This window comes from Dermacoccus sp. CCH2-D9 (assembly GCF_001556795.1).
GTDB classification, from domain to species: domain Bacteria; phylum Actinomycetota; class Actinomycetes; order Actinomycetales; family Dermatophilaceae; genus Dermacoccus; species Dermacoccus nishinomiyaensis.
Window position 1 is genome coordinate 1 of record NZ_LSJT01000047.1, and the last position, 26,939, is coordinate 26,939.

A 26,939-nucleotide genomic window follows, 5' to 3' on the forward strand; every position below is an offset into this window, starting at 1 on the left:
CTGCCGACGAGCGCGCCGAGGCTGATGCCGACCTGGAACGCGACGACGTAGATCGGCGTCGACGCGTCCGTGAAACCCGGCGTCATCGACAGCGCACGCGTCTGGAACGCGACCGGCAGCACACCGAACGCACCACCCCAGGCAGCTGCGGCGAAGGCGGCGACCGCGGCGGCAGGCGAGAACGTCAGCGCGAGCAGCGCGACGACCATGCAGCCGAGGGCGAGCATCGTGACGCGCGTCGGATGCGCGTCGAGGTGTCGGCTCGCGTACGCCGTGGTCAGCGCGCCGGCAACGCCGTAGACGAACAGTTCGACGGCGAACGCGGTGCCCGAGATGCCCTTCGCCGCCAGGATCGGCGCGATGAACGCCCACGCCGCGTTGTGCGCCGTCACGACGACCGCGACGACGGCGCACAGCGTGAAGAACGGCCCCGCCATGGCGCGCGGCAGGCGCAGCGAGAACTCGCCGGGCGCCTCCGGTTCGAGGGGCGGCAGCTTCAGCTGGCTCGCGATCGCGACGCCGAGCGCGATGGCCGCGATGATGCCGCTCGCGACGCGCCACCCCAGATGGTCGCTGACGGCGGCGACGAACGGCGGCCCCGCGACGACGCCGACACTCGCGCCGAGAAAGGCGCTCGCGACTGATTTCGCCTCGGCGCCCCGGCGCGCGAGACTCGCCGCGGCCACGGGCACGACCGCGAAGATCGCGCCATGCGCGGCGGCGCCGATGAAGCGCGCGATCGTCACGACGAGCAGGTTCGGCGCGAGCGCCGCCATCGCCATCGAGACGAACAGGGCGAGCAGGCACGCGACGATGACGCGGCGGCGCGGCATACGTCGCGTCAGCATGACGAGCGGGATGGCGGCGACGCCGACACCGACCGCGTACCAGGTCACGAGGCGTCCGACGGCGGCGTCGCTCTCGCCGAGGTCGCGCGTCATGTCGGGCATCGCGCCGACGGGGTACATCTCGGCGGTGAGGAACACGAACAGGCCTGCGGCGAGCAGGAACAGGCGCGTCGCGCGTAGCTGGTCGTCCGTTGGCGAGGTGGCAGGGGGCGCCTGCGTGCCCGTCATCAGGTGAGGACGGTGATGATGGCGAACGCGCCGAACACGGCGAAGAAGAGGCTGATCGCGGCGAAGCACCCCATCGTCGCGAGGGTGCCGCCCGACGCCTTCGGCACGGCGTGCGCCGGGTCGTGCGGGTCGACGAGCAGCGGCAGCGTCTGGCCGTCGCGGCCGTTCGTGCTCATGCCACCCGTCGGGGTCTCGAGGAGCTGACGGCTGCCGTCGGGCGCGGTGTAGCGGATGCGTGCGAGCGAGTTCTCGCGCCCGTCCTTGCCGGTGCCGAGACGCACATGACCGTCGACGAGGGGCCAGCTGCGACGACGAATCGCCCCGGCGATGCCCTTGCCCAGCGCCGCGACGAGAGCGAGCCCGAACACGAGCATGACGACGCCGGCGGCGATGGTGGCAAATTCGCTCTTCACGAGGGCGAGCCTACGTGGTTCATGACGGTAGAGAGCTGCCGGCTGTCTCGGGAGGCCTTCGTGGGGTCGAGCGCTGAGGCGGCGGGGCCGATCGCACTGCTTCCCCGGAGCAGGGCTGAGCGTTGGACGGTTCACGAGGCCGGGCGGTTGGCCCGCGTGCGCCCGGCGACGCTGCGCCTCTGCTCTGCCGCCATGGGCCTGCGCTCTCCGTTCTGCCTGATTCGCCCTCCGAGTCGCGGGGACGCCTATCTCCTGCCCGATGATCGTGGTCGAATCGTGCGCGCGTCGTAGGCCATGGCTGAGTCGCGGGCGGTCTGCGACGCCCGTAGGTACGCCACAAGAGCGTCACAGAAAGCCCATAGACACCGGGCGTTGAGTGAACGTCATGAACACCACGAAGCACACCAGCCAACAGTCCACCTCGATCTTCGGCTCCCTCAAGTCGCTCGGACGCGGCATCGCCGTCAGCTCCGCCGTCGCCTTCATGGGCATCGGCACACTGAGCGCCGCCGACGCCTCCGCCGCGGGCGTCGCGACGGGCGTCCGGCACGCGAGCACCGTGACGTCGACGACGAACGCCGCGACGAGTCTCGAACTCGACCGCCGCGCCGCCTACGTCATCCGCAACGGCAAGATCGTCGCCTCCTGACGGGGCCCGACCCCGCCGACCCCACAGACCTCCTGCACCGGTGAGTCACGCAGATCGTGACGCCGAGATGAGCGCCCCACACGCCGCGCGACGTTCGTGGTGTTCGGCGCGCACCGGGGCGCCACCACGCCGGATCGCAGGAACCTCGTGACCGATCGACGTCCATCTCCTCGTCGTCGGCGCGAATCGCGAGCGGATGGACGACCGCTCGCCCACGACACCGGCTAGGGCCACCTCCCCCTCCCCACGGCCCTGGCCGGTGTCTCACCGCTCACATTTCGCAGAAATTTCGCCCCCAAGACTGTTGCGAGGTTAAGTCCTGGGTAACAATGGGTGAAGCCCCCGGCAACCTGATGACCCCAGAGCACCAGGCGGTCGGGGGATCCAAAGCTCTCGAGCGAAGGCCCTCACCGCGGTGGGGGCCTTCGTCGTGCCTGCCCCGCTCAGCCGGCGGCCGCCGTTTCGAGGCCGGCGACGACCATTTTCGTCATCGAGAACATCGCCTGAGAGACGCGTGCGACGACGTCGGGGTCGGGCGTCTGCATCAACTCGGTGAAACGGCGCGGAATGATCTGCCAACTGACGCCGAACGGATCCTTGCACCAGCCGCACGGGCTCTCGGAGCCACCGTTTGCCGCCAGGCCGTTCCAGTAGTGATCAACCTCGTCCTGTCCGGCGCAGGAAACCTGGAAGCTGAGGCCTCCGTCTGTGGAAAGACCGGGCCGCCGTTGAGCAGGGTGAACGGATGGACGTCGAGCTCGACCTGCTCGAGCATCACCCGCCCGGCGCGAGAGGCGTTGGGCCCAGGGTTTTCGGGTCGTCGGGATGGCGGACGGTGTCGACGCGCCGCGAGTTCGGGAACAAGGAGAGCTAGAGCTCGGCGGCCGGTTCCGCCGTGTCGTCGAGCCAGATGCAGGGTGTGATGTCGGTCAAGCTCGCAGTCTGGCACCGACCTCCGACAACCGGGTGTCGGCGTCTCGAGATTCCGCGGAACTCCGGGGTTGTCGCCGCCGGCGGGTAACGTCGCAGGCGTGAATGAGGAGCAGGCATCAACACTCGATCAGGCGGAGCCGAGCGCGTGGCGTGACGGCGTCGTCGTCCGCGGCGCGCGGCAGAACAACCTCAAGGACGTGGCGCTCGACCTGCCGCGCGATTCGATCGTCGTGTTCACCGGTGTGTCCGGTTCGGGCAAGTCGTCGCTGGCGTTCGGCACGTTGTTCGCCGAGTCGCAGCGGCGCTACCTCGAATCCGTCGCGCCGTACGCGCGGCGCCTCATCGATCAGGCGGGCGTGCCGGACGTCGACGTCGTCGAAGGCCTGCCGCCGGCCGTCGCACTGCAGCAACAGCGCGGTGGGGGCGGCGCGCGCTCCGATGTCGCGACGGTGACGACATTGTCGAGCCTTGTGCGCATGCTCTACTCGCGCGCCGGGTGGTATCCGCCGGGGCAGGCGATGCTCTACGCCGAGGATTTCTCGTCGAACACCGTCCAAGGGGCCTGCCCGACGTGCCACGGCATCGGCCGTGTCTACGAGGTCACCGAGAAGAGCATGGTGCCGGATCCGTCGCTGACGATCCGCGAGCGCGCCGTCGCGTCCTGGCCCGTCGCGTGGGCGGGGCAGAACCAGCGCGACATCCTCGTCGCGCTCGGCTACGACGTCGACACGCCCTGGAAGGACCTGCCGAAGAAGGATCGCGACTGGATCCTGTTCACCGAGGAGCGCCCCAGCGTCGGCGTGTACGCGGGCCTGACGCCGAAGCAGACGAGGCGTGCGCAGAAGCAGGGCATGGAGCCGAGCTATCAGGGCACCTTCATCGGAGCGCGACGCTACGTGCTCGACACCTTCGCCAACGCCAAGAGCGCCACGACGAAGAAGCGCGCCTCGCGCTACCTGACGAGCGAGCTGTGCGGCACCTGCCACGGCGCCAAGATCAAGCCCGAAGCGCTGTCCGTGACGTTCGAGGGGCTCGACATCGCCGCCTTCTCGCACCTGCCGCTCGAGCGCCTCGCCGAGATCGCGCGCGCCGTCACCGCTGACGACTGGAGCCCGGCCGAGGCCGCGCACCAGGACGATCACGTGCACGACGCCGAAGCTCGGGAAGCGTCGACGCAGGCTCGCGTGGCAGGTGGCGGAGCATCGCACGATGCCGCGCCCGACGTGCGGCGCACGCCAAATCTTTCGGTCGAGAAGCGCGCGGCAGCGCAACGTCTCGCAGCCGACCTCGTCACGCGCCTGCAACCGATGATCGACCTCGGCCTGGGCTACCTCTCGCTCGATCGCACGACGCCGACGCTCTCCGGCGGCGAACGTCAGCGCCTGCGCCTCGCAACGCAGCTGTCGTCGAAGCTGTTCGGTGTCGTCTACGTGCTGGACGAGCCGTCTGCCGGGCTGCACCCGCGCGACCTCGACGCGCTCATCGGCATCCTGCACGGGCTGAAGGAGCGCGGCAACAGCGTGTTCGTCGTCGAGCACTCGCTCACCGTCATCCACGAAGCCGACTGGCTCGTCGACATCGGCCCCGGAGCCGGGGAGCAGGGCGGCCGAGTGCTCTACAGCGGCACGCCGTCCGGGCTCGCTGACGTCGCCGAGTCCGAGACCCGCCGCTACCTGTTTCCCCGCGACGACGACGCCCCCGGCGCCTCTTCGCGGCGCTCGCCCCGCGAGCCGCAAGGCTGGCTGGCGTTCGCGGACGTGACGCGCAACAACCTGCAGGGCCTCGACGTCAGCTTCCCCGTCGGATGCCTGAGCGCTGTCACGGGTATCTCCGGCTCGGGCAAGTCGAGCCTCGTCAGCCAGGCGGTGCCTGCGCTGCTGCGCGAGCACCTCGGCAGCGGCGGCGCTCCCGAACCCGAGCTGACGGGTGACCCCGAGACCGATCTGCTGCTCGGCGACGACGTCGATGACATTCGCGGACGCGTCACCGAGGCGCCCCCGGGCGTGCGCCGCGTCGTCGTCATCGACCAGAAACCGATCGGACGCACGCCGCGCTCGAACGTGGCCACCTACACGGGCCTGTTCGACCACGTCCGCAAGCTCTACGCGGCGACCGACGAGGCGAAGCGCCGCGGCTACACGGCGGGTCGATTCTCGTTCAACGTGCCCGGCGGTCGTTGCCCGACGTGCGAGGGGGAGGGCAGCGTCATGGTCGAGCTGCTGTTCCTGCCGAGCATCTACACGCCGTGCCCCGACTGCCACGGCACGCGGTACGAGGCGAGCACGCTCGAGGTGACGTGGCACGAACGCTCCGTCGCCGACGTGCTCGCGATGAGCGTCGACGAGGCGCACGCGTTCTTCGACGGTGAAGGCTCGATCCATCACAGCCTCGCGGTGCTGCGCGACGTCGGCCTCGGCTACCTGCGGCTGGGGCAGCCCGCCACCGAGCTGTCCGGTGGTGAGGCGCAGCGCGTCAAGCTAGCCTCCGAACTGCAGCGCGCCTCGCGCGGAGACACGCTCTACGTCCTCGACGAGCCGACGGCCGGCCTGCACCCGGCTGACAGCGACCGCCTCATGCGCCACCTGCAGGGCCTCACCGACGCGGGCAACACCGTCGTCATGGCCGAGCTCGACATGCGCATGGTCGCGCAGGCCGACCACGTCATCGATCTGGGGCCGGGCGCGGGCAAGGACGGCGGCCGCGTCGTCGTCGCGGGGTCGCCGGCCGACGTCGCGGCAGACGACAACAGCGCGACGGCGCCCTACTTGCGTGAGGTGATCGAGAAAGTCCTGCAGTGACAGCTCGGCCGCGAGCTATGGCCTGGGCCGGGTGAGTCTGTAGGGCATGTCCTGCTTCCAGGGTTCGCCCATGAGCTTGTGGGACAATCGGGATGTGGGGCGGGAGGCACACACCGAGCGCTTTCTCGTGACCCACCCGTCGCGAAGGAGTTACTATGAGCCTCGAAGGCACCATCGTCGAGACACCGCTGTATCGTCTCGCCACGCACGCGTGGAAGGCGATCGCTGGCGTCGGCGCGGTGAGCATCATCGTCGGTCTGATCGCCCTGATCTGGCCGGGGCCGACCACCGTCGTCATCGGTGTGCTGTTCGGCATCTTTCTGCTGCTGAGCGGCCTCATGGGGCTGTTCGTCGGGTTGGCGGTGCCGATGCCGGGGTTCGTGCGCGCTGCATCCTTGCTCGTGTCCGCGTTGTCGGTCGTGCTCGGTCTGCTCTGCTTCCGCAGCGAGACGCACTCCGTCACTCTGCTCGGGCTGTGGATCGGCATCGGCTGGATCATGAACTCGATGACGATGCTCGCCCGCGGCCTTTCGACGAAGGGCCAGGGCCGCGGGTGGGTCATCGTCTCCAGCGTCATCGGCATTCTCGCGGGCATCGTGCTCGTCGCCTCGCCCATCTCGTCCATGGCGACCCTCGTCTGGATCGCGGGTGTGTTCCTGCTCGTCACCGGCATCGTCGAGATCATCCGCGCGATGCAGCTGCGTCGCCGCGCACGCTCCCTCTGACGAGCCTCGTCCTCGACGCGAGAGCCCCCCGGCGCACGAGCCGGGGGGCTCCGGCGTGTTCCCGGCGGGTGCGGTGGCTGGTCACGTGACGCAGACGGCCGCCCGGTAGGCACGCCCTCGATCGTCGCAGCGCCGACTCGTGGAGTGCACGCAGGCCGGGATCGCGGGTCGCCGCGGCCACAGATCGTCCTCGCGCGCCGGTCACGATTGCGGTTGATGCCGCCGGATGGCGGAAACTATGGGGCGTGTCGACGATTCTCTTCTTCCACGCCCACCCTGATGACGAAGCGAGCCAGACCTCGGGGGCGATGGCGCGAGCCGTTTCCGAGGGACATCGTGTCGTCGTCGTGTATGCGACCAACGGTGATCACGGGGATGCCCCCGACGACCTCGCGCCCGGCGAGAGCGTCGTCGATCGACGACGCACCGAGGCCGCCGGGTCGGCGCAGGTGCTCGGCACGGCGCGCGTCGCGTGGCTCGACTACGCCGACTCCGGCATGACGGGGTGGGAGCAGAACGCCGGCGAGAAGGCGTTCCACGGCGCCGACCTCACCGAAGCGGGCCAGCGGCTCGCCGACATCCTCGACGAAGAGGCCCCCGACGTCGTCGTCGGTTACGACTGGCATGGCGGGTACGGCCACCCCGACCACGTCAAGGTGCACCCGGTGATGCACCGGGCGCTCGAGCTGACGCGCGAGACGCCGAGGCTTTTCGAATCGACGATGAACCGCGATCGCATGCGCGTCATGTATCGCAAGGCCGTCGAGGCGGGCGTCTACCCCGAGGGGGAGGGGTTCAACCCCGATCAGCCCATGGACGACGGCAACCCGCTCGGCCTGCCCGAGCGCGAGATCTCGTTCTACGTCGACGTCACGCCCTGGCTCGAGAACAAGCGCGCGGCGCTCGCAGCGCACGCCTCGCAGTCGGACGCGCGCGGCATCCTCGAGATGCCTGACGAGGTCTTCCCGCTCGCGTTCGGGCGGGAGCACTACGTTGACGTCGCGGCGATGGAGGCGTCAGGCATCCCGCCGCTCGACGGCCACGCCCACGGCGCGCGCCCCGACGGCGAGCCGCTGCCGGAGGGCTGGTTCTTCTGAGCCCCCGCTCCCTGCATCGCAGAAGTAACCAAGAATCGCGGATGGGACGGGCGCGGCCGCTGGGGGCCGGAGGATTCCAGCGGGTCATAGAGGGAGCAGGTACTCGGCCTCGTCGGCCGGGCACTCGGCTGTCGGGTTCTCGACGAGCCGGAACCCGCGACGCCGGTACGCGGCAGCCGCGCGCTCGTTGGCGCGGTAGGCGTGCAGCCCGATGGCGCGCAGCCCTTGCTGGCGCGCATCGCTGATGACGGCGTCGACGAGCGCGTCGAACACGCCGGTGCCGCGGCGCGCCGGCTCCACCCACATCTGCACGAGGAACGCGATCTCGAGTGCCTCGTACCCCAGTGCGCCGACGACGGCCGGGTCGTCGAAGTACACCTGGCCCGGTCGTAGGCCGATCAGCCTCGGCGCGCGGCGCGACCTGACTCGACGCCTCCGGCTCACCCGCGTCCGGCACCCACAGGTACGTGCCGGGGCTCATCGCGCGCTCGGCCCAGACCTGCTCGCTGAACTCGCTCTCACGGGCGAACGTCGACCCGAAAGCCTCTGGGTTCGTCGACAACGCCCGCAGCCGCACGTCGCGGTAGGTCTGCCACGGAAGGTCACCGGCAGGGAGAACAGTCATGACGCCCAGTCTCGTGACGCGGCGTGGACCCGTCAACGCGAAGCCGCTACCGCCGGATCGGGTCGAAGAGGCAGCGATCGGTCAGCGCCGAGGCACAGCCGTGTCGCCGCCCGATCGCGCCGGCGGCACGGTGATTCGCCGTATTCAGCGCATCGTGAGCTATTCGTTACCTGCGCCCCGCATTCGCCGTCAGCACACGGCACGGCGACGCGTCGAGGCGGCGTCAAGAGGCGCGGTCCAACCCTGACAATGCCGTCGAACGGCTCGTGTTTCCGAGGTTGCCCATAGGCTGAAGCGAACTGCAGCCCGCGTGATCCGGGCGATCCAGCCCGCCTGGGTGTGGCTTCTCCAGCCCATGACGGCGGCCCAGGACGCTCTGCGTCACCGTCAAGGAAGGGAGGGTGAGGCCTGTGTGGGATTTCATCGCCGACCGGTGGGAGGACATCGCCTACCGCAGCTACCAGCACACGTCGCTCGTCGTGCAATCCGTGCTGCTCGCGACGATCATCGCGCTCGTCCTGGCCGTCATCGTCATCCGCAACAAGAAGCTCGAGAGCTTCGCGAACATCTTCTCGGCGATCGGCCTGACGTTGCCGTCGTTCGCGCTGCTCGGCATCCTGCTGCCGCTCGTCGGCATCGGTGCGGTGCCGTCGGTCATCGCCGTCACCTTCTACGCCGTCCTACCGATCCTGCGCAACGCCGTCGTCGGTCTGCAGGCTGTCGACGCGAACCTGCTCGAGTCCGCGCGCGGCATGGGCATGAGCAAGGTGGCGACGCTGCTCAAGGTGCGTCTGCCACTCGCGTGGCCCGTCATCCTCGCGGGGGTGCGCACCTCGACGCAGATGTCGTTCGGCGTCGCGGCCATCGCCGCCTACGCCCTCGGCCCAGGTCTCGGCGGCTACATCTTCACCGGCCTGTCTCAGAACGGTGGCGTCAACGCCATCAACTTCGCCCTCGTCGGCACGATCGGCATCGTCATCCTCGCCCTCGTGCTCGACCTCATTCTCGTCGGCATCGGCCGACTGACGATTCCCAGGGGTATCCGTGCCTGATCTGTTCCGCACCGACCACGACGCTCCCGTCACCGAGACCGTCAACGAGCAGCCCGCCAGCCATGACGTCACGGGCGCCGAGATCGTCTTCGACGACGTCGTCAAGAAGTACCCGGGCCAGGCGAAGGCGGCCGTCGGCGGCCTCAGCCTTACCGTCCCCGCCGGCGAGATGGTCATGTTCGTCGGCCCCTCCGGCTGCGGCAAGACGACGTCGCTCAAGATGATCAACCGGCTCATCAACCCGACGAGTGGTCGCATCACGATCGACGGTGACGACGTCAAGAACCACAAGGTCGACGACCTGCGCCGCAAGATCGGCTACGTCATCCAGGGTGGCTCGCTGTTCCCGCACCTCACCGTCGCCGACAACGTGGGCGTCGTGCCGGGGCTGCTCAAGTGGGACAAGAAGCGCATCGCCGCGCGCACGGACGAACTGCTCGACATGGTCGGTCTCGACCCTGCGCGCTACCGCGACCGCTACCCCCGCGAGCTGTCGGGCGGGCAGCAGCAGCGCGTCGGCGTGGCCCGTGGCCTGGCGGCCGACCCACCCGTCATCCTCATGGACGAGCCGTTCGGCGCCGTCGACCCGATCACCCGGCAGCGGTTGCAGGACGAGATGCTCAGCATCCAGCGCCAGCTGAGCAAGACGATCATCTGCGTCACGCACGACATCGACGAGGCACTGAAGCTGGGCGACCGCATCCTCATCCTCTCCGAGGGCGGGCGGATCGAGCAGTACGACACCCCCGAGAACATCCTCGCGGCGCCGGCCAACGAGTTCGTCGAGGACTTCGTCGGCTCGGGTTCGGCGCTGAAGTCGCTGCAGCTGACACGCCTCGACGAGATCGGCGCGACGCAGCTGGGTACCGTCACCGTCGGAGCCGACGCGTCCGAGGCGCGCGAGGCCGCCCAGCGTGGCGGTTCCCCCAACGTCGTCGTGCTCGACGAACGCGGACGCCCGGTCGACTTCATCAACGTCGAGCGGATGCGCGGCACCCGGGTCGAGAACCGTGGGGTCAACCTCATCACCGTCGACTCGCGTGCCACCCTCAACGACGCCCTCGACGCGATGCTCACCTCGAGCCACGGCGCCGTCGTCGTCACCGGCGGGCGCGGCGAGTACCGCGGCGTCGCGTCGTTCCAGCAGGTGATGGAGCACATCCGTCAGGTGCAGGAGCAGGCGGCCGCACTCAGCGAACGCGTCGACGGAGAGGCTGACGCGAGCTCGACGGTCGTCGCCAACACCTCCTCGACCACGGACTTCGACGCTCAGGCCGACGAGGGGGAGCAGCGATGAGGAAGCGCCTGGGGCGTGAGCGGTTCGGCATGATCGTCGGCCTGCCCATCCTCATCCTGCTCGTCGGCGGTGGCTGGGTGATCTGGCGCCTCAACGCCGACCTCGACGACATCGAGGCCCGCCAGCTCGAGTGGAGCCTGCTCGGCACCCTGTTCTGGCAACACCTCAAGGTGACGGCGGCCGCTGCCGTCGCGGTGCTCGTCACCGCCATCCCGCTGGGAGTGCTGCTGACGCGTCCGAGATTCCGGCGATTCTCCGGCCCCGTCATCGCCATCGCGAACGCGGGACAGGCGACGCCCGTCATCGGCCTCATCGTGCTGCTCGCGATGTGGATCGCGTTCGACTTCTGGACGGCGGTGCTGGCGCTCGCGATCTACGCGTTCCTGCCGGTGCTGCGCAACACCATGGTGGGGTTGCAGCAGGTCGACCAGACGCTCGTCGAAGCCGCACGCGGCATGGGCATGAGCCAGATGGCGACGCTCCTGCGCATCGAGATGCCCCTGGCTGCGCCCATCATCATGGCCGGCGTGCGCACCGCGCTCGTGCTCGTCGCGGGCACGGCCTCGTTCGCGGCCTTCATCAACGCCGGTGGCCTGGGCGAGCTCATCACGACCGGCATCAAGCTGTTCCGCTACCCCGTGCTCGTCAGCGGCGGCATCCTCATCGCGCTGCTCGCCCTCGCGTTCGAATGGGCCGGGCGCCTGCTCGAAGCCCTGCTCACGCCGAAGGGAATGTGATCGGATGACACGCCAGCGAATGAGGCGAGCGACGGGCGCCGTCGTCGCCGTCACGACGGCCGTGACGCTGAGTTCCTGCGGCCTCGGCACCTCGGGCGGGCTGACGACGAGTGCCAAGCTCGCGGGCCCCCTGGCCTCGGTGAAGAAGCTCGACGGGCTCGACATCGCGGTCGGTTCCAAGGACTTCACCGAGCAGCAGATCCTCGGCAAGATCGCGGTCATCATGCTGCAGTCGGGCGGCGCGAAGGTGAAAGACTTCACCGCCATCCCCGGTTCTGCGGCCTCGCGCCAGGCGCAGCTGACGGGGCAGGTGCAGCTCATCATGGAGTACACGGGCACGGCGTGGATCACCTACATGGGCAAGACCGACCCCATCGCTGATTCGCGCAAGCAGTACGAGGCCGTGAAGGCGGAGGACGCCAAGAACGGGTTCACCTGGCTGGAACCTGCGCCCATGAACAACACGTACAGCCTGGGCATGCGTCAGGACTTCGCGAAGAAGTACGGGCTCAAGGATCTGTCGGATCTCAAGAAGGTGCCTGTCGGCGAGCGCACGTTCTGCATCGAGTCGGAGTTCGCGAACCGCAACGACGGCTTCCAACCCATGCTCAAGGCGTACGGGATGACGTACGGCAAGGACGTGCCGACCGGCAACATCCGCAAGATGGACACCGGCGCCATCTACTCGGCGATCGACCAGAAGGTCTGCAACTTGGGTGAGGTCTTCACGACGGACGGGCGGATCAAGAGTCTCCACCTCGACGTCATGAGCGACAGCAAGCACTTCTTCCCCAACTACAACGTCTCGCCCGTGGTCAAGACGACGATCTACGACACGTATCCGCAGATCGCGCAGATCCTCGAACCGGTCGTGAAGAAGCTCGACAACGACACCCTCATCGATCTCAACGCCCGCGTCGACGTCGAGGGCAAAGATCCCGGCAAGGTCGCCGAGGAGTGGTTGAAGAGCGAGGGCTTCATCGAGTAGGTCGTGGCCGAGGGTGCTGATGGTGCGTCGTCAGCTGCCCGACTTCTGTGCAGCTGCCCCAGGAATGTGCTGAACAATCCTGGGGCAGCTGCACATTTCTCGTGCAGGTAATGGCACGTCGTCGGCGTGGCGGCACTCGAGGGGCACGGGTGTCACAAGGCGCGGGCGACGAACTCCCGCAGATCGGTGATGGTGCGTACCTCGTGCATGTCGACGATGGCGGCGTATCGGTGTGCGACGGAATCGCCCTGGCCCCACTGTGATTCGGCTTCCGGGTTGAGCCACATCGCGTGCCTCGCCTGCTGCGCGATGGTGCGCAGCGCGTCGTAGCGCGGGTCGGTGTTGTTCGTGCGCGCGTCGCCGAGGATGAGGACGGTGGCACGCGGCGTCACCGCGTCGAGGTGGTGTTCGACGAAGTCGGCGAACGTCTGGCCGTAGTCGCTGTTGCGGTGCCCGCGCGTCATGCGCCGGTTGCCCTTGAGCGCTTCGACGAGGTCGCCGTCGCGCCCGACCTCCTTGACGACCGCGGTCAGCTCGTCGACGGTGTTGACGAACCCGAAGACGCGCACGCGCGCGAACTGCGCCTGCATCGCCTGCATGAGCAGGATCGTGAACCGGCTGAACCCGGCGACCGAACTCGACATGTCGGCGAGGATGACGAGCTCCGAACGGTTCGGCGCGTGATGCGTGAACACCGGCTCGATCGGTACGCCGCCCGTCGACATCGACGCCCGCAGCGTCCGCCGGATGTCGATGCGCCCATGTGACGCGCGGCGCCGCTTGGCCGCCATCCGCGCTGCGAGCTTGCGGGCGAGAGGGTCGACGACGCGCCGCATCTCCGCGGCATCGACGGCATACGTCTGGCTGAATGCGCGACGCTCGAGCGGCGTCGTGACGGCGTGCTCCGCCAGCCGTTCGACACCACGGATCTCCGCGTTGCGTCGCCGCGTCTCGGTCTCGACACGGCGCCGGAACGCGGCGACGCGCTCGCGGGCGTCGTCACGATCGAGCCGCGGCGTGAAGCGCTCCGGCTGCCACCCTTGATCGGCACCCATCGCCTGACCGCTACCACCACCCCCGCCGCCCGAGCTGCCACCGGCCGTGCCGCCGTCAGAACCGCCGGCTTCTGGGCCCTGCTGCATGAGCTCGGATGCGCGCGCGATGGCGAGGTTCGGCTGGAACTGCTCGATCGCCTGGTTCGCGCTGAACCCGTTCTCACCCTCGCGCCGCAGCACGCCGAACTCCGTGACGACGGTGGCTGCGAGGGCGTTCAACGCCCGCTCGTCCTGAGCGGCGAGAGCCTGCGCGAGGATCTCCTGCAGCGCCCTGGCGCGCTCGCGCAGGGCCGCGGCGTCCGCCGTCAGGGGGTCGAAGTCGTCGAGTGCGTCGAGCGAGTCGGGTTCGGGCTCGCCGTCGGGGTGAGCACCGGATTTGTCTGCGGCGCCGTCCTCTTCGAGGTCCGTCAGGCGCGTGCGCGCGCCCAGGGCGGCGGGAAAGTAGAGGTCGAACAACTCGTCGAACACGCGCCGCTGCTCGCCGCGTCGCATGAACGCCGACGCGAGACCCTCGCGCAGACGCTCGCGATCGTCGAGCCCGAGAGCGGTGACGATGCGCCCCGCGTCGATGACGTCGCTCGTGCCGACGACGACGCCGTGGCGCCGCAACGCGTTCGCCAACGACACGAGTCGACGCTGCAGCACGCCCGCAGACGCGATGCCCGGGCCGGCGGATGACGTCACGGACGCGCGCGGTCCGTAGCCCGCGGTGTCCGAGTGCGCAGCTCGCCGCCCGGCGCCCGGCGCACCCGCGCCGGCGGGGATGACGGCGTCGTCAGGCATCGAGCTTGAGCAGCGTGGAGGCGCGTTCGATGTCGTCCTGGTGCTTGAGCAGCACGCCGAGGTTGGCGCGCAGCACCGTCGCGTCGAGATCGCCCGTGCCGTCGGCTCCGAGGGCGATGAGGGTGCGCGCCCAGTCGACGGTCTCGGCGACGCTCGGTGCCTTGCGCAGTGGCATCTGGCGCAGTCGGTGCACGAGTCGCACGACGGATTCGACGAGCGCCGCGTCGAGACCCGGCACCTTGAGTTCGACGATGCGCTGCTCGAGCGCCGGCGTCGGGTAGTCGATGTGCAGGAACAGGCAGCGTCGACGCAGCGCCTCCGACAGGTCGCGGGCGGCGTTCGACGTCAGCACGACGAACGGTCGCTGCGTCGCACTGATCGTGCCGAGTTCGGGCACCGTCACCTGAAAGTCGCTCAGCACCTCGAGCAGGAGGCCCTCGACCTCGACGTCGGCCTTGTCGAGTTCGTCGATGAGAAGCACCGTCGGCTGCGTGTTGCGGATGGCGCGCAGCAGCGGACGCGTCAGGAGGAAGTCGTCGGTGAAGATGTCGGTGGCAAGCTCGTCCCAGTCGTGGGCGGCGCCGCCCGATGGCGAGCCGGCGGGGCTGGAGGCGTCCGGCTGAGCGTCCGCGGCGCTGTTCGTGGTCGATGTGGACGCGGCCGCGCCCGACGAAGACGCCTGTGCCAGAGCGGTGTTGGCGGTGATGCGCAGGAGCTGCTTGGCGTGGTTCCACTCATAGAGGGCGCGGGCCTCGTCGATGCCCTCATAGCACTGCAGCCTCACGAGGTCGGCGTCTGTGCCCGTCGCGCCGGACAATGCCGCCGCCACCGCCTTCGCCAGCTCGGTCTTGCCGACGCCGGCCGGCCCCTCGACGAGCAGGGGCTTGCCGAGGGCATCAGCGAGGAAGACGGTCGTCGCGATGGCGTCGCTCGCGAGGTAGCCGGCCTCGGCGAGGCGGTCGCGGACGTCGTCGACGGATTCGAAGTGCGCAGTCACCGTGCCATTGTCGCGGATGGCTCAGGCCGCGATCGGCGAAAACGCAGAACGGTTTGACCGGGTAGGCCCTCGGAACGATTCGATGTGACGCCGGCCCCACAGCTCGCGCACACCTCGCAGTCAGGTGTACGATTAAATATAGATAACCTAATTAAACGAAGGGAAGAGATGTCCACCGCGCATCCGCCAACCGCGCAGGCCCCGATGAGGACGATCTTGTCGCACGTCATCGTTCCAATCCTCATGGGCCTCATCATGTGCGCCGCCTACCTCGGTGGTTTCCACAAGCCGTCGCCCCACCACGTGCCCGTCGCCGTCGTCGGTCAGGCTCAGCAGGCCGGCCCGCTGGCGGCCAAGGTGCAGGACGCGTTCGGCGACGAGGCGGACGTCCGCACGATCGCGACGCCCGAGCAGGCCACGGATCAGCTGAAGCACCTGAAGATCTCCGCGGCCTACGTCCCCGGTGACGGCAAGGCCGAACTGCTCACCGCCGGTGGCGCGTCCGACACGACGAAGTCCGTCGTCGAGAAGATGTTCCGCCCCGTCGCGGAGAAGCAGCACGATGCGCTGACCGTCAAGGACGTCGCGCCCCTCACCGAGGACGACCCCGCCGGCCAGAACGGTTTCTTCTTCCTCGTCGCCCTGACGGTCGCCGCGTACGCCACGTCGATCGCCATCGGCGCGGCGGCTGCGAGCCGCCCATTCGCCCAGCGCATCGCCCTCGCCGCCGGCGCCGCCGTCGTCATCTCGACGATCGAACTCGCGATCGCGGCGTGGGGTTACGACATGTTCGGTGGGCACGTGCTCGCAACGTGGGCGCTGTCGCTGCTCTACACAGCCGGCGTGCTGACGGTCGGTGTCGGCCTGCACCCGATCGTCGGACGGTTTGCGACGCTGCTGTACTCGGCGATCTTCGTCGCGCTCAACTTCACCTCGTCCGGCGGCGTGTTCGCGCCCGTCATGCAGCCGAGCTTCTTCGGTTGGCTGCACGACTTCTGGATCGGCTCCGGCTTCGTCGAGGCGCTGCGTCGCATCATCTACTTCCCGGACGCCTCGATCGCCGGTCCGCTCACCATCCTGTTCGGTTGGTTGGTCGTCGGGTTGCTCTGTCTCGCAGCCGGATGCGCGGTCGAACAGCGACGTGTTGCGCGAGCCCGTGAGCTCGAGGAAGCTGCGTCCAGCCCCGTCGGACGCCACGCCGAGCAGGCGCATCAGGACGAGCGCGACGAGCTCGACCCCGAGACCGAGGAGGAACTCGAGGAGAACGTCGCTGTCTGACGTCCTCTCTCTTTGCGCCTAGATGCACCCGGGTGCATCTAGGCGCAAAGAGAAGACACCAGGGGTGTGGAGAAACGCGTCACGGATGACGCGTTTCTCCACACCCCCTTCGTGTCCCTCGATGCCTCACGAGCTGCGAGCGAGCCGATGGAGGGCCCACCACGCTAGCGGCCGGTAGGCCTGCCCGACGATGGGCGGCAGATCCATCGCCATGTGGCAGCGACACCCGCCCCGACGAACCTCGACGCGGTGCTCGCCCGTCGTCGTCAGCCCCAGGACGCTGACGCGCCAGCTCCACGTCCTCGCCACCGCATCGACGTCGGTGATGACGAACCGCCCGACCGTCACCGGCCCGAGACGCCACCGTCCTTCCGCGCCGGGACGGATCACCACGGCATCCGCCTCGACCGGCGGCATGTGCGGCGACCAGTCACGCCACCGATCGACGTGCACGTAGGCGTGCCACGCCGCGTCGACACTCGCGGGCCCGTCAGCATGGACGTCGATGCGCTTCATGTCCGAATGCTAGGCGTTTCAACGGAACCCAGGTCGCGCACAGCCCTCGGGCGCCCCGCGCCGACCCCAGCACGCACGATGGCGCGTAACTCACGCGCAGGCGTGCAGTTGCGTGCCTACCTGTGAGTTACGCGCCATCGTGAGGGTCAGGCGACCCTCGACTCCGTTCGCTTGATCCTCTGCGCGCGGACTACTCCTTGGCTCAGTTCCTCAGCGCCCGATTCGTCAGGGCCGGGCCGTCGCACGCTCCGGCGCGGACCTACCTCGGTCGGGCTTGATCGTCACTGAGCCCACGGCGCGCTTCGTCAACGCTCCCTACGCCGAGGTGTGAACGCCTCGCAAGCTCGGCATCCACACCCTCGACTCCGCTCGCTCGATCCTCAGCGCGCGGCTTTCTTGTCTCGCCGACGACGGTGCAGAATCGGCTCGGTGTAGCCGTTGGGCTGCTTCGTTCCCTCGAGGATCAGCTCCTTGGCCGCGTTGAACGCGATGCCGTCGAAGCCCGGCGCCATGGGCTCGTACTTCGCGTCACCGGCGTTCTGCTGGTCGACGACCGGCGCCATGCGCTTCAGCGACTCGACGATCTCGTCTTCGGTGACGATGCCGTGCTGCAGCCAGTTCGCGAGCAGCTGGCTGGAGATACGCAGCGTCGCCCGGTCCTCCATGAGCGCGACGTCGTGGATGTCGGGCACCTTCGAGCAGCCGACGCCCTGGTCGATCCAGCGCACGACGTAGCCGAGGATCGACTGGCAGTTGTTGTCGAGTTCCTCGCGCTTGTCGGCGTCCGACCAGTCCGTGTTCTCCGCGAGCGGGATCTGCAGGATGTCGTCGACCGACGCGGCCTTGCGCTTCGCGAGCTCCTCCTGCACGGCGAACACGTCGACCTGGTGGTAGTGCAGCGCGTGCAGCGTCGCGGCGGTCGGCGACGGCACCCACGCCGTCGTCGCGCCGGCCTTCGGCTGGCCGATCTTCTGCTCGAGCATGTCCTTCATCAGGTCGGGCATCGCCCACATGCCCTTGCCGATCTGCGCCTTGTGCGCGAGACCGGCAGCGAGGCCCACGTCGACGTTGTTGTCCTCGTACGCCTTGATCCACGTGGAACCCTTCATCTCGCCCTTGCGGATCATCGGGCCCGCGAGCATCGACGTGTGGATCTCGTCGCCGGTGCGGTCGAGGAAGCCCGTGTTGATGAACACGACGCGCTCCTTCGCGGCGTCGATGCAGGCGGAGAGGTTGACCGTCGTGCGGCGCTCCTCGTCCATGATGCCCATCTTGACGGTGTTCTTCGCCAGCCCGACGACGCTCTCGACGCGCTCGAACAGCTCGTTCGCGAACGCGACCTCCTGCGGGCCGTGCATCTTCGGCTTGACGATGTAGATCGAGCCGGTGCGCGTGTTGCTCACGCCGTCCTTGTCGGCGAAGCCGTGGATCGCAGCCGGGACGGTGACGAGGGCGTCGAGGATGCCCTCGCCGATCTCGTTGCCGTCGGCATCGAGGACGGCGTCACTCGTCATGAGGTGGCCGACGTTGCGGACGAACAGCAACGAGCGGCCCGGCAGGCTGAACGTGTCGCCGCCGGGGGAGACGTATTCGCGGTCGGGGTTGAGCTCGCGCTTGAACGTCTTGCCGTTCTTCGTGATCTCCTCGGCGAGGTCACCCTTGTTGAGGCCGAGCCAGTTCGTGTAACCGAGCACCTTGTCCTCGGCGTCGACGGCGGCGACGGAATCCTCGAGGTCCATGATCGTCGTGACGGCCGACTCGACGAGGACGTCCTTGATGCCGGCCGGGTCGGTCGCGCCGATCGGGGACTCGGCGTCGATCTGGATCTCCAGGTGAAGACCGTTGTGCTTCAGCAGGATTCCCTCCGGCTGCGCAGGCAGCCCGACGTAGCCGGCGAACTCGTCGGCGTTCTTCAGCGACGTGGTGCGCTCACCGTCGAGGTGGACGACGAGCTCGCCGCCGTCGACGCCGAAGCCGGTGACGTCGGTGTACGAACCCTCGGCGAGCGGGACGGCAGTGTCGAGGAAGTTCTTCGCGAACGCGATGACGGCGTCGCCGCGCACCGTGTTGTACGAGGTGCCCTTCTCCTTGCCGTCGGCCTCGTCGATCGCGTCGGTGCCGTAGAGCGCGTCGTAGAGCGAACCCCAGCGGGCGTTCGACGCGTTGAGCGCGAAGCGGGCGTTGAGGATCGGCACGACGAGCTGCGGGCCGGCCTGGTCGGTGATCTCACGGTCGACGTTCTGCGTCGTGATGCTGAACTCGGCCGGAGCATCGACGAGGTAGCCGATCTCGGTGAGGAAGCTCTTGTACGCGTCGAAGTCGGGCTTGCCCGGGTTGGCGCGGTGGTATTCGTCGATCTTGGCCTGGAGGTCGTCACGCTCGGCGAGCAGGGCGCGGTTCTTCGGGCCGAGCTCGGCGACGACGTCGGCGAAGCCCTTCCAGTACGTGTCGGCGTCGACACCGGTGCCGGGCAGGACCTGATCGTTGATGAAGTCGTACAGGATCGTCGCGACCTGCAGACCGTTCACCTCGGTGCGCTGCGTGTCAGCCATGAGCGTTTCCTTCCTCGCGGGGGCATGCCGCCCCCTACGCTACTGGTCGGTAACGTTTCTGTGGGGCAAATCCTCCAAGCCGCCCTCCGCGATTCCCGGACACATCGGCGATTCCTGTCCCCATCGGCGAGTTTCGTCCACTTTCGCAAGCCGCGCCACGGCGCCACGAACAGATCACTGAAGATGGTGGCCAGGCCGACCGGTGGCGCAGGCAACTGCCGGGGTGACGACCTCTCGTCCCCCGGCGGCTCAGACGTGGGCGTCGAGCCAGGCGAGGATGTCGGCGACGACCTCGTCGCGGTTCGTCTCGTGGAGGATCTCGTGGCGCGCGCCGGGGTAGAGCGTCAGGGTGACGTCGTGCACCCCGACGCCGCGCAGCAGATCGGCGACGGGTCGCACGCCCTTGCCGTTGTCGCCGGCCGGGTCGGCCTCGCCGGAGATGACGAGAACCGGCAGATCCGACGGCGTGCCGGCCGCGAATGAACGCCGGTTGACCAGGCGCAGCCCGCCCAGCATGTCGGCGTAGAACGCGGCGGTGCAGACGAACCCGCACAACGGGTCGGCGACGTAGTCATCGACGGCGGCCTCGTCGCGCGAGAGCCAGTCGAAGTCCGTGCGCGCAGGCGCGAACTGCTTGTTGAACGCCCCGAACGACATCGTGTCGAGGAGCTTGCTCGCGTGCGTGCGCCCCCGCAGACGGCCCTCGGCGCGCGCGACCTGACGTCCGACGCGGCCCAGCAGCCCAGGATCGGCGGGCGTTCCGGAGACGATGAGACCCGCCAGTAGATCGCCGTGTTGCGCCGCGAACGTACGCACCAGTAGCGAACCCATGCTGTGCCCTAGCAGGACGACGGGGCGACCCGGCACCTCGGCCTGCGCGCGCCGCGTCACCTGGAGCAGGTCGTCGACGACGCGCGCCCACCCGTCATCGTCAGCGAAATGACCGAGCACACCACCCTCGGCGGTGCGCCCGTGCCCACGGTGATCGTTCGCGTAGACGGCGTACCCGGCCGCGTTCAACTCCTGCGCGAACCGCTCGTAGCGCGCCGAATGCTCCGCCATGCCGTGAGCGATCTGCACGACGGCGCGCGCTTCTCCGTCCGGCAACCACCGCTGACCGCGGATGACGACGCCGTCACTCGCCGCGACCTCGAACTGCTCTGCTGCCATGTTGACCTCCGCTGTGATTCCGCGACGCTCTTGGATGGGGCGTGAAGACCCCATCGAACCACGCCGACCCGCGATGTTGCCCGGGATTCGGGGCTCCCGTGCCCCAGATCCCGGGCAACATCGAGTGATCGTCAGAGAACTACAGAACCATTCTTCTCGGTTCTCTTCGTCAACGTTCACTTCGGCAGGATCCTCGCTGTGACATGCGCGTCCGCCCGCGCCCGGCATGGCTGGAGCAATCCTCGCTTCGCTGCGGTGACCCCACCCATGCCGTACTCGAAGGACACGACGCTGCGGTCCTACCTTCGTTCACTAGATCCTCAGAGAACCATCCGAAACAGGGGCGAGTCGGGATCCACCCGCTCCACCCGCGCCGGCGACGCATCGATCCGCGCAAGTAGATCGGGCAACGACGACGGGTCGCCCAACTCCAGGCCGACGAGCGCCGGGCCCGTCTCGCGGTTGGAACGCTTCGTGTACTCGAACAGCGTGATGTCGTCGTCAGGCCCGAGCACCCCGTCGAGAAAACGCCTCAACTGCCCGGGTTCCTGCGGAAATTCGACGATGAAGTAATGCTTGCGGCCCTCGAACACGAGCGAACGCTCGACGACCTCCGCATAACGCGACACGTCGTTGTTTCCGCCCGACAGGATCGCGAGGACGAGCTCGCCATCGGCGAAGTCGACACCCGGCAACGCTGCGGGCGCGAGCGCGCCGGCAGGCTCCGCGATGATGCCGTCGCTCTGATACAGGTCGAGCATCTCCGTGCAGATCTGCCCCTCCGGCACGCTGAAGCACGGCACGCCGCCGGCAGCGATGATCGGGTACGTGTGCGCGCCGAGCAGACCGACCGTCGCGCCGTCGACGAACGGATCGGTCACCGGCACCGCCACCGGGCGTCCCTCAGCAAGCGCCGCCTGCAGCGACGGCGCCCCCACCGGTTCGACGCCGACGATGCGCGTCGACGGATGGCGCTCGCGCACCCACGCCGTGATGCCCGCCAGCAACCCGCCGCCACCGACGGGCACGACGACGACATCCGGCACCTTGCCGTACTGCGCCTCGCACTGCGCGAACGCCTCGAGTGCGACGGTGCCCTGCCCCGCGATGGTGCGGACGTCGTCGAACGCGGGCACGAGCGTCGCCCCGGTCGTCGCAGCGAATTCGCCTGCAGCGCCAGCGGCGACGTCGTACGTGTCGCCCTCGACGACCGTCTCGACCCACGGCCCGCCGAGCACTCGAACCCGCTCACGCTTCTGACGGGGCGTCGTGCGCGGCAGGAAGATCGTCGCCTTCACGCCGAGGCGCGAGCACGCGTATGCGACGCCCTGGGCATGGTTGCCGGCCGACGCGCAGACGACGCCCGCCGCGCGCGCGTCGTCGTCGAGCTGCGCGATGAGGTTGCTCGCTCCACGAATCTTGTACGAGCGCACCGGCTGCTGATCCTCGCGCTTGAGCACGACGCTCGCGCCGAACTTCGTCGACAGGCGGCTGCTCTCGAACAGCATCGTGGGGTGGAGCAGGTCGGTGAGGCGCTCGGCGGCGGCTTCGACGTCGGACGCATCGACCTCGGGACGCAGGGTGGGTGTGCTCGTCACGTCAGCCACCGTCTCACGGGCGACCCCGCGAATGTCGGGATGAACCGGATCGCGGATGCCCCCCTGCTCTCCCGCGTGCGACCCGGCAACCTCGGGCGCGGCTCAGCCGACGACGGGTGACGCAGCGGAAGCTGCGGCAGCTTCCTCGCGGCACGCGCGGCAGACGCCCCAGTACGTCACCTCGGCCTCGTCGATGTCGAACCCCTCGCTGAGTTCGGACTCGTGCGCCGCCGTCAGGCACGGTGTGTCGCCGACGGCACAGGGGATGTCGACGATCGTCGCGCATTGTCGGCACACGAGGTGGTGGTGGTTGTCGCCGACGCGTCGTTCGTAGAGCGCGGATTGGCCGGCCGGCTCGATGCGGCGGATGATGCCGTGCGCCGTCATCGCATGCAGGGCGTCGTAGACGGTTTGCGTCGAGACCTTGCCGTAACTGTCGCGCACCGCCTGGATGACGGTCTCCGCATCCGAGTGGGGGCGCGTCTCGAGGGCATCGAGGATGGCGACGCGCGGGCCGGTGATCCGCAGGTTCACCTGACGCAGCATGGTGCGCGGATCGATGGCGGGCGTCGTCGTCATGCCTCCATGATGCCGCGATTTCTGGAACGAATCAAGAAAGTCTGCTCGTCGAGTGGGGCAGGGTCCGCAGATCGGCTATGATGGTTGGCGAGGGGAGTACTTCCCACGTCTCGGCTCCGGTCAATACGAGCGCGATCATGCGCGCTCCCGGTTCGAGAGCGGCGGATCGTTCCGCGGCGAAGGAGACCTCAGTTCGTCACTCATGCGATCTGAGGTAGTTCCATGCACTCCCTGGCCACCCCCACTCTCTGGGCCGTGACGCTCATCGGGCTCATCGTCCTGTTCGCGCTCGACTTCCTCGTCACGCGCAAACCTCACGAGGTATCGCTCAAGGAAGCGACGGCCTGGTCGACGTTCTACATCGCGTTGCCGGTCGCGTTCGGCGCCTGGTTGTGGAGCGCGCACGGCTCGACGACGGGCACCGAGTTCTACACCGGCTACCTCGTCGAGAAGTCGCTCAGCGTCGACAACCTGTTCCTGTTCATGATGCTGCTGACGGCGTTCGCCGTGCCCAAGATGTACCAGCAGCGGGTGCTCCTCATCGGCGTCGCCGGCGCCCTCGTCATGCGCGCCATCATGATCGCGCTCGGCGCGCAGTTGCTCACGAACTTCGCCTGGATGTTCGTCATCTTCGGCGCGTTCCTGCTGTGGACGGCCGTGAAGGTCTGGCGCGACACCCGTCAGGGCGACGACCACACCGTCGACCCGGGTGACATGCGCATCGTCAAGGTCATCCGCCGTTTCTTCCCCGTCACCGACGGCTACCGCGGCTCCGCGATGCTCGTGCGAGAAGATGCTGACGCCGGCGCCACCGGTCGGTCCGCCCGTCGCGCGTTGACGCCTCTGGCCGTCGTGACGCTGGCCGTCCTCGCGACGGACGCCTTGTTCGCGCTCGACTCGGTGCCCGCCGTCTACGGCATCACGTCCGACCCGTACCTCGTCTTCGTGACGAACGCGTTCGCGCTGCTCGGTCTGCGCGCGCTGTACTTCCTCGTCGAGGGCGTCCTCGGCAGGCTCGTACACCTCGGCTACGGTCTCGCCGTCATCCTCGCGTTCATCGGCTACAAGCTCATCGCGCACTGGGCGCACGACGTCTGGTCATGGGTGTGGACGCCGTCGACGGCCGTCTCGCTCAGCGTCATCGTCCTGTCGCTGCTGACGGTGACGGCGACGAGCTTGGTCGCCACCCGTCGTCGCTGAATCACGAGACAAGCCCGCCGCGCAGGCCTGTGAGGCCTGCGCGGCGGCGCGCTGTCTGCATCGCCGGGTGCCGGGCCACTCGCGCGCTACACGCGCGCGTGTTCGCGCGCCGGCACATCGGGGGTGCCGGCCGAACGCACGAGATGCCGGGCTCGCGCGGGAAACCAGGGGTCACGATCCTGCGGCGCGCCCTCGGGTTCGACGACGGCGTAGACGGCGAGCATCTCGGGCGGAAATGGGGCGAGGGAGCGCGCGAGATCATCGTCGACGTAGTTGACGCGCAGCTTGCGGCTGATCGTGCCGTCACCGTCCATGCGGTACTCGATCTTGAGCACCTTGTCCTCGGGCAGATCGTTGAGGATGTCGTCGAGGCCACGCACCTCGCTGACGCTCCAGCGGCTGCGATGCACCTCGAGCGCATCACCGTAGATGGGTGTGAGCAGTCGCGTCGTGAGCTCGACGTCAGTGGCGCTGGCGATGACGCGCGGTCGCCCGTCGTCGAGAAAACGGACGCGACGCAGCATGGCGCCGCTCGAGAACAGGCCGGCCTCGACGGAGCGCACGTGCGCGCTGACGGGGGTGCGGTCCTTCGTCAGCGGACCGGGGATGTCGTGTGCGTGCGCCCAAGCGTCCCCCGGCTCGAGTTCGCACGCACTGATCTCGTACCCGGTCCACGTCGCACGCCCGAACACGGGCTGCCCCACGAGCGGCCGCGCCTTCTTCGCGCAGTCGGTGGCCAGTGCTACGAAGGGCGTCTGCTCCCACGTCAGATGCGGCGGCGAACCGAACGGCAGCACCCCACAGCCCGTCAGGACGACCTCGTCCTCACACAGCGCCAACTGCCCCCGCAGTTCGACGCTCATCCCCTCGTCGAGCACCAAGCTCGTCATCGGATTGCTCATCGGCCTCCGCCCCCGGCTGACGGTGACGGCCGCAGGCGCCCCGTTCATTCATGCATTATGAGATCCGACTCATAAGTTGTGCAAGGGGCAACAATTCGGTGGCGGAGGCCGAAATTAGGTTGCTGGGGTCAGCGGCGCCGCAGGATGCGCAACGAGCCCGTCTGCGACACCTGCTCGAAGCCGTCGCCCAGGGCGCGTTCGACGACATGCCACGGTGCCTGCCCGCCGTCGGCCGGGTCGGGGAAGACGTCGTGCACCGCGAGCAACCCGCCGACGCTGACGTGCGGCGCGAACGCCGCGTAGTCGTGCTGCGCCATCTCCTCGACGTGGTTGCCGTCGAGGAAGAGGAACTCGACGGGGGTGCGCCACCACGTCGCGACCTGCGCCGTCGTCGCGACGACGATGCTGACGACGTCCTTGACGTGCTCGTCCCACGTGCGACGAAATGCGGGCAGCGTGTCGAGCAGCCCCGAGTGCTCATCGACCATCGACGTGTCGTGCCACTCCCAGCCGGGCTGATTCTCCTCGCTGCCGTGGTGATGGTCGACGGTCACCACCTGCGTTGCGGCGTCGGACGATCCGGCGACGACGCGCGCCGCCTGCGCGAGCAGCACCGTCGACTTGCCGCAGTACGTGCCGATCTCGAGCCAGGTGCCGGGACGGGCTCTCGCGGCCGCCTCGTACAGGGCCTGACCTTCGTCGTCGGGCATGAAACCGGTCGTCGCGTGGAAGGCGTCGAGGACGTCCTGGGGAAGGGGCGGGGTGCTCATCGGGGCTCCTCGTGGTCTCTGGCGGCGCTATGGCTCGGCGTGCGGGCCGGCCACGTCATGGCGTGGAAGAAGTTGGCGGCGGGCGTGAGGCCGTCGAGGGCATCGGCGGCGAGCAGCATCGCGCCGGCGCTCCATCCCGTCTGCTCGACGGGCCACACGGCGTCGTCGTCGACGACGTACCCCGTCCAATAGCCGCCGCTCGTGTCGCGTGTGTGCTGCAGGTCCGCGAAGACGGCGCGGGCCTCGCGTCGCGCGCGATCTTCGTGCGGCGTGCCGTCGAGGCAACACAGCGCCATGACGAGTTCGGCGCTCTCCCCGCCGGTGACCCACGGTCGGTCGTCGACGCAGCGGACCCCCTGGCCCTCGATGACGAAGCGATCCCAGTCGCGACGCAGGTGCGTGGCAGCGTGGTCGCCGACGAGCGCGCCGCCGAGGACGGGGTAGAACCAGTCCATCGAGAAGCGGCGACGGTCGGCGAACAGTTCGACCTGACGCACCGCTGCCGCGAGCCGGGCGCCGGATTCGCGCCAGGATGCAGCGTCATCGATGTGGCCGAGGGTATCCGCGATGGCGGCCGCGGCCCACAGCGACTGCAGGATGCTGGCGTTGCCGGTGAGCAACGCATGGTCGCCGAGGCCGCCGCGACGGTTGATCGCCCAGGCGATCGTGCCGTCGTCGCGTTGGGCCGTCAGAGCGTGTCGGATCGCCGCACGGACCATCGGCCAGTTCTCGGCGAGGATGCCGCGGTCGGGGCCGTCGCCGCGCCCTGCGCCGGTGACGAGCGCGAGATGCCAGACGCCGACGGCCGGGTAGGCGCACTGGTTCGTGTCGCTCTCGTCCTGTTCGACGACGCCGTCTCTCACGCGCATCGGCCACGAGCCGTCCTCACGCTGCGTTTCGCGCAGGTGCTGTAGGCCGAGACGGGCGCGTTCGCTCAGCTGCTCGGCGGTGTGATTGACACGTGGTGATCCGGTTTCACGTGAAACATGGGCGGCGATCGTCAGGCCCATGAGTGCCTCGGTGTGGTTCCAGGCGTCCCACTGCCCGCCGACGAACCACGGCAGCGCGCCGTCGTCGCCCTGGAGGTGAGCAATGAACAGGCCTGTCTCGCAGACTTGTTGACTGGTGAGGGCTGGCGTCATCGGCGCG

General features: G+C 68.7%; 23 protein-coding genes and 1 pseudogene. 10 read left to right on the top strand and 14 right to left on the bottom strand.

Translation table 11 applies throughout. The features are described 5' to 3' along the window. Together AX669_RS04005 and AX669_RS04010 are read right to left on the bottom strand one after the other, a co-directional pair. A partial coding sequence (locus tag AX669_RS04005) for an MFS transporter (RefSeq protein WP_062256773.1) occupies nucleotides 1-1,076 on the bottom strand: 1,076 nt, incomplete at its 3' end. Next, complete coding sequence (locus AX669_RS04010; RefSeq protein WP_062256775.1) at nucleotides 1,076-1,489, bottom strand: DUF3592 domain-containing protein; 414 nt, start codon at nucleotides 1,487-1,489, stop codon at nucleotides 1,076-1,078. The genes AX669_RS04010 and AX669_RS04005, both read right to left, overlap by 1 nt. A 385-nt stretch (nucleotides 1,490-1,874) precedes the next feature. On the opposite strand from AX669_RS04010, the gene AX669_RS04015 reads away from it, so the two are divergent. Then, a complete protein-coding gene (locus AX669_RS04015) occupies nucleotides 1,875-2,138 on the top strand; it encodes a hypothetical protein (RefSeq protein ID WP_136788648.1) in 264 nt (87 codons plus the stop codon). A gap of 626 nt (nucleotides 2,139-2,764) precedes the next feature. Here AX669_RS04015 and AX669_RS14165 read toward each other — a convergent pair. Beyond that, nucleotides 2,765-2,965, bottom strand: a pseudogene (locus AX669_RS14165) (hypothetical protein); the annotation flags it as partial. Between the two features lie 204 nt (nucleotides 2,966-3,169). Here AX669_RS14165 and AX669_RS04020 point away from each other — a divergent pair. From AX669_RS04020 to AX669_RS04030, 3 genes are all read left to right on the top strand, one after another. Further along, nucleotides 3,170-5,869, top strand: coding sequence for an excinuclease ABC subunit UvrA (locus tag AX669_RS04020; protein ID WP_062256782.1), 2,700 nt, complete (start codon nucleotides 3,170-3,172; stop codon nucleotides 5,867-5,869). A 155-nt stretch (nucleotides 5,870-6,024) separates the two neighbouring features. Beyond that, nucleotides 6,025-6,594 (top strand): HdeD family acid-resistance protein, encoded by a 570-nt coding sequence (locus AX669_RS04025; RefSeq protein ID WP_082740578.1) that lies wholly within the window; start codon nucleotides 6,025-6,027, stop codon nucleotides 6,592-6,594. Between the two features lie 245 nt (nucleotides 6,595-6,839). Then, nucleotides 6,840-7,691, top strand: coding sequence for a PIG-L deacetylase family protein (locus tag AX669_RS04030; protein ID WP_006945163.1), 852 nt, complete (start codon nucleotides 6,840-6,842; stop codon nucleotides 7,689-7,691). Nucleotides 7,692-7,775: 84 nt separating this feature from the next. Here the strand turns inward: AX669_RS04030 and AX669_RS04035 are convergent, their stop codons facing one another. Further along, nucleotides 7,776-8,069 (bottom strand): GNAT family N-acetyltransferase, encoded by a 294-nt coding sequence (locus tag AX669_RS04035; protein ID WP_062256786.1) that lies wholly within the window; start codon nucleotides 8,067-8,069, stop codon nucleotides 7,776-7,778. A 657-nt stretch (nucleotides 8,070-8,726) separates the two neighbouring features. Here AX669_RS04035 and AX669_RS04040 point away from each other — a divergent pair. From AX669_RS04040 to AX669_RS04055, 4 genes are read left to right on the top strand one after another with little or no spacing between them, the layout of a single operon-like run. Next, nucleotides 8,727-9,368, top strand: a complete 642-nt coding sequence (locus AX669_RS04040) for an ABC transporter permease (RefSeq protein WP_038569784.1) — start codon at nucleotides 8,727-8,729, stop codon at nucleotides 9,366-9,368. Next, nucleotides 9,361-10,665 carry an ABC transporter ATP-binding protein gene (locus AX669_RS04045; protein WP_006945041.1) on the top strand — a complete coding sequence of 435 codons (1,305 nt, stop codon included), beginning with the start codon at nucleotides 9,361-9,363 and terminating at the stop codon, nucleotides 10,663-10,665. Before AX669_RS04040 ends, AX669_RS04045 begins: the two co-directional genes overlap by 8 nt. Then, nucleotides 10,662-11,402: an ABC transporter permease gene (locus AX669_RS04050; protein WP_006945175.1), complete on the top strand. Its 741-nt coding sequence runs from the start codon at nucleotides 10,662-10,664 to the stop codon at nucleotides 11,400-11,402. The genes AX669_RS04045 and AX669_RS04050 overlap by 4 nt, the downstream gene beginning before the upstream one ends. Nucleotides 11,403-11,406: 4 nt before the next feature. Next, a complete protein-coding gene (locus AX669_RS04055) occupies nucleotides 11,407-12,390 on the top strand; it encodes a glycine betaine ABC transporter substrate-binding protein (protein WP_038569779.1) in 984 nt (327 codons plus the stop codon). A gap of 152 nt (nucleotides 12,391-12,542) precedes the next feature. On the opposite strand, the gene AX669_RS04060 is transcribed toward AX669_RS04055, so the two are convergent. Next, on the bottom strand, nucleotides 12,543-14,228 hold the full coding sequence (locus AX669_RS04060) for a VWA domain-containing protein (RefSeq protein ID WP_006945025.1): 1,686 nt from the start codon (nucleotides 14,226-14,228) through the stop codon (nucleotides 12,543-12,545). Next, a complete protein-coding gene (locus AX669_RS04065; RefSeq protein ID WP_006945167.1) occupies nucleotides 14,221-15,225 on the bottom strand; it encodes a MoxR family ATPase in 1,005 nt (334 codons plus the stop codon). Before AX669_RS04065 ends, AX669_RS04060 begins: the two co-directional genes overlap by 8 nt. A 204-nt stretch (nucleotides 15,226-15,429) precedes the next feature. On the opposite strand from AX669_RS04065, the gene AX669_RS04070 reads away from it, so the two are divergent. Next, a complete protein-coding gene (locus AX669_RS04070) occupies nucleotides 15,430-16,503 on the top strand; it encodes a hypothetical protein (RefSeq protein ID WP_143181242.1) in 1,074 nt (357 codons plus the stop codon). Between the two features lie 126 nt (nucleotides 16,504-16,629). Here AX669_RS04070 and AX669_RS04075 read toward each other — a convergent pair whose 3' ends face one another. The 5 genes from AX669_RS04075 to AX669_RS04095 all read right to left on the bottom strand — a co-directional run bounded on the left by AX669_RS04075 (nucleotide 16,630) and on the right by AX669_RS04095 (nucleotide 22,918). After that, nucleotides 16,630-17,019 carry an SRPBCC family protein gene (locus AX669_RS04075; RefSeq protein WP_062256788.1) on the bottom strand — a complete coding sequence of 130 codons (390 nt, stop codon included), beginning with the start codon at nucleotides 17,017-17,019 and terminating at the stop codon, nucleotides 16,630-16,632. 380 nt (nucleotides 17,020-17,399) lie between these two features. Beyond that, the gene (locus AX669_RS04080; RefSeq protein WP_062256790.1) at nucleotides 17,400-19,571 is read right to left on the bottom strand and encodes a malate synthase G; all 2,172 of its coding nucleotides are present in this window, start codon (nucleotides 19,569-19,571) and stop codon (nucleotides 17,400-17,402) included. Between the two features lie 249 nt (nucleotides 19,572-19,820). Then, nucleotides 19,821-20,741, bottom strand: coding sequence for an alpha/beta hydrolase (locus tag AX669_RS04085; protein WP_006946386.1), 921 nt, complete (start codon nucleotides 20,739-20,741; stop codon nucleotides 19,821-19,823). 320 nt (nucleotides 20,742-21,061) lie between these two features. After that, nucleotides 21,062-22,348, bottom strand: a complete 1,287-nt coding sequence (gene ilvA, locus AX669_RS04090; RefSeq protein ID WP_062256791.1) for a threonine ammonia-lyase IlvA — start codon at nucleotides 22,346-22,348, stop codon at nucleotides 21,062-21,064. Between the two features lie 93 nt (nucleotides 22,349-22,441). Next, on the bottom strand, nucleotides 22,442-22,918 hold the full coding sequence (locus AX669_RS04095) for a Fur family transcriptional regulator (protein WP_062256793.1): 477 nt from the start codon (nucleotides 22,916-22,918) through the stop codon (nucleotides 22,442-22,444). A 222-nt stretch (nucleotides 22,919-23,140) separates the two neighbouring features. Here AX669_RS04095 and AX669_RS04100 point away from each other — a divergent pair, with 222 nt between their 5' ends. Beyond that, entirely contained in the window at nucleotides 23,141-24,118 is a 978-nt protein-coding gene (locus tag AX669_RS04100) for a TerC/Alx family metal homeostasis membrane protein (protein WP_062256796.1), read from the top strand. A gap of 86 nt (nucleotides 24,119-24,204) precedes the next feature. On the opposite strand, the gene AX669_RS04105 is transcribed toward AX669_RS04100, so the two are convergent. From AX669_RS04105 to AX669_RS04115, 3 genes are all read right to left on the bottom strand, one after another. Then, nucleotides 24,205-25,020 carry a hypothetical protein gene (locus AX669_RS04105; RefSeq protein ID WP_062256798.1) on the bottom strand — a complete coding sequence of 272 codons (816 nt, stop codon included), beginning with the start codon at nucleotides 25,018-25,020 and terminating at the stop codon, nucleotides 24,205-24,207. Nucleotides 25,021-25,148: 128 nt separating this feature from the next. Further along, nucleotides 25,149-25,790, bottom strand: a complete 642-nt coding sequence (locus AX669_RS04110) for a class I SAM-dependent methyltransferase (protein WP_062256800.1) — start codon at nucleotides 25,788-25,790, stop codon at nucleotides 25,149-25,151. Next, nucleotides 25,787-26,932 (bottom strand): hypothetical protein, encoded by a 1,146-nt coding sequence (locus AX669_RS04115; protein WP_062256802.1) that lies wholly within the window; start codon nucleotides 26,930-26,932, stop codon nucleotides 25,787-25,789. Before AX669_RS04115 ends, AX669_RS04110 begins: the two co-directional genes overlap by 4 nt. Nucleotides 26,933-26,939 lie beyond the last annotated feature (7 nt).

Bases quoted from the DNA above. Each gene is read 5' to 3' on its own strand.
- AX669_RS04015 (WP_136788648.1), top strand. From the start codon at position 1,875: ATGAACACCACGAAGCACACCAGCCAACAGTCCACCTCGATCTTCGGC.
- AX669_RS04025 (WP_082740578.1), top strand. From the start codon at position 6,025: ATGAGCCTCGAAGGCACCATCGTCGAGACACCGCTGTATCGTCTCGCC.
- AX669_RS04050 (WP_006945175.1), top strand. From the start codon at position 10,662: ATGAGGAAGCGCCTGGGGCGTGAGCGGTTCGGCATGATCGTCGGCCTG.
- AX669_RS04055 (WP_038569779.1), top strand. From the start codon at position 11,407: ATGACACGCCAGCGAATGAGGCGAGCGACGGGCGCCGTCGTCGCCGTC.
- AX669_RS04060 (WP_006945025.1), bottom strand. From the start codon at position 14,228: ATGCCTGACGACGCCGTCATCCCCGCCGGCGCGGGTGCGCCGGGCGCC.
- AX669_RS04070 (WP_143181242.1), top strand. From the start codon at position 15,430: ATGAGGACGATCTTGTCGCACGTCATCGTTCCAATCCTCATGGGCCTC.
- AX669_RS04075 (WP_062256788.1), bottom strand. From the start codon at position 17,019: ATGAAGCGCATCGACGTCCATGCTGACGGGCCCGCGAGTGTCGACGCG.
- AX669_RS04080 (WP_062256790.1), bottom strand. From the start codon at position 19,571: ATGGCTGACACGCAGCGCACCGAGGTGAACGGTCTGCAGGTCGCGACG.
- AX669_RS04085 (WP_006946386.1), bottom strand. From the start codon at position 20,741: ATGGCAGCAGAGCAGTTCGAGGTCGCGGCGAGTGACGGCGTCGTCATC.
- AX669_RS04095 (WP_062256793.1), bottom strand. From the start codon at position 22,918: ATGACGACGACGCCCGCCATCGATCCGCGCACCATGCTGCGTCAGGTG.
- AX669_RS04100 (WP_062256796.1), top strand. From the start codon at position 23,141: ATGCACTCCCTGGCCACCCCCACTCTCTGGGCCGTGACGCTCATCGGG.
- AX669_RS04105 (WP_062256798.1), bottom strand. From the start codon at position 25,020: ATGAGCAATCCGATGACGAGCTTGGTGCTCGACGAGGGGATGAGCGTC.
- AX669_RS04110 (WP_062256800.1), bottom strand. From the start codon at position 25,790: ATGAGCACCCCGCCCCTTCCCCAGGACGTCCTCGACGCCTTCCACGCG.
- AX669_RS04115 (WP_062256802.1), bottom strand. From the start codon at position 26,932: ATGACGCCAGCCCTCACCAGTCAACAAGTCTGCGAGACAGGCCTGTTC.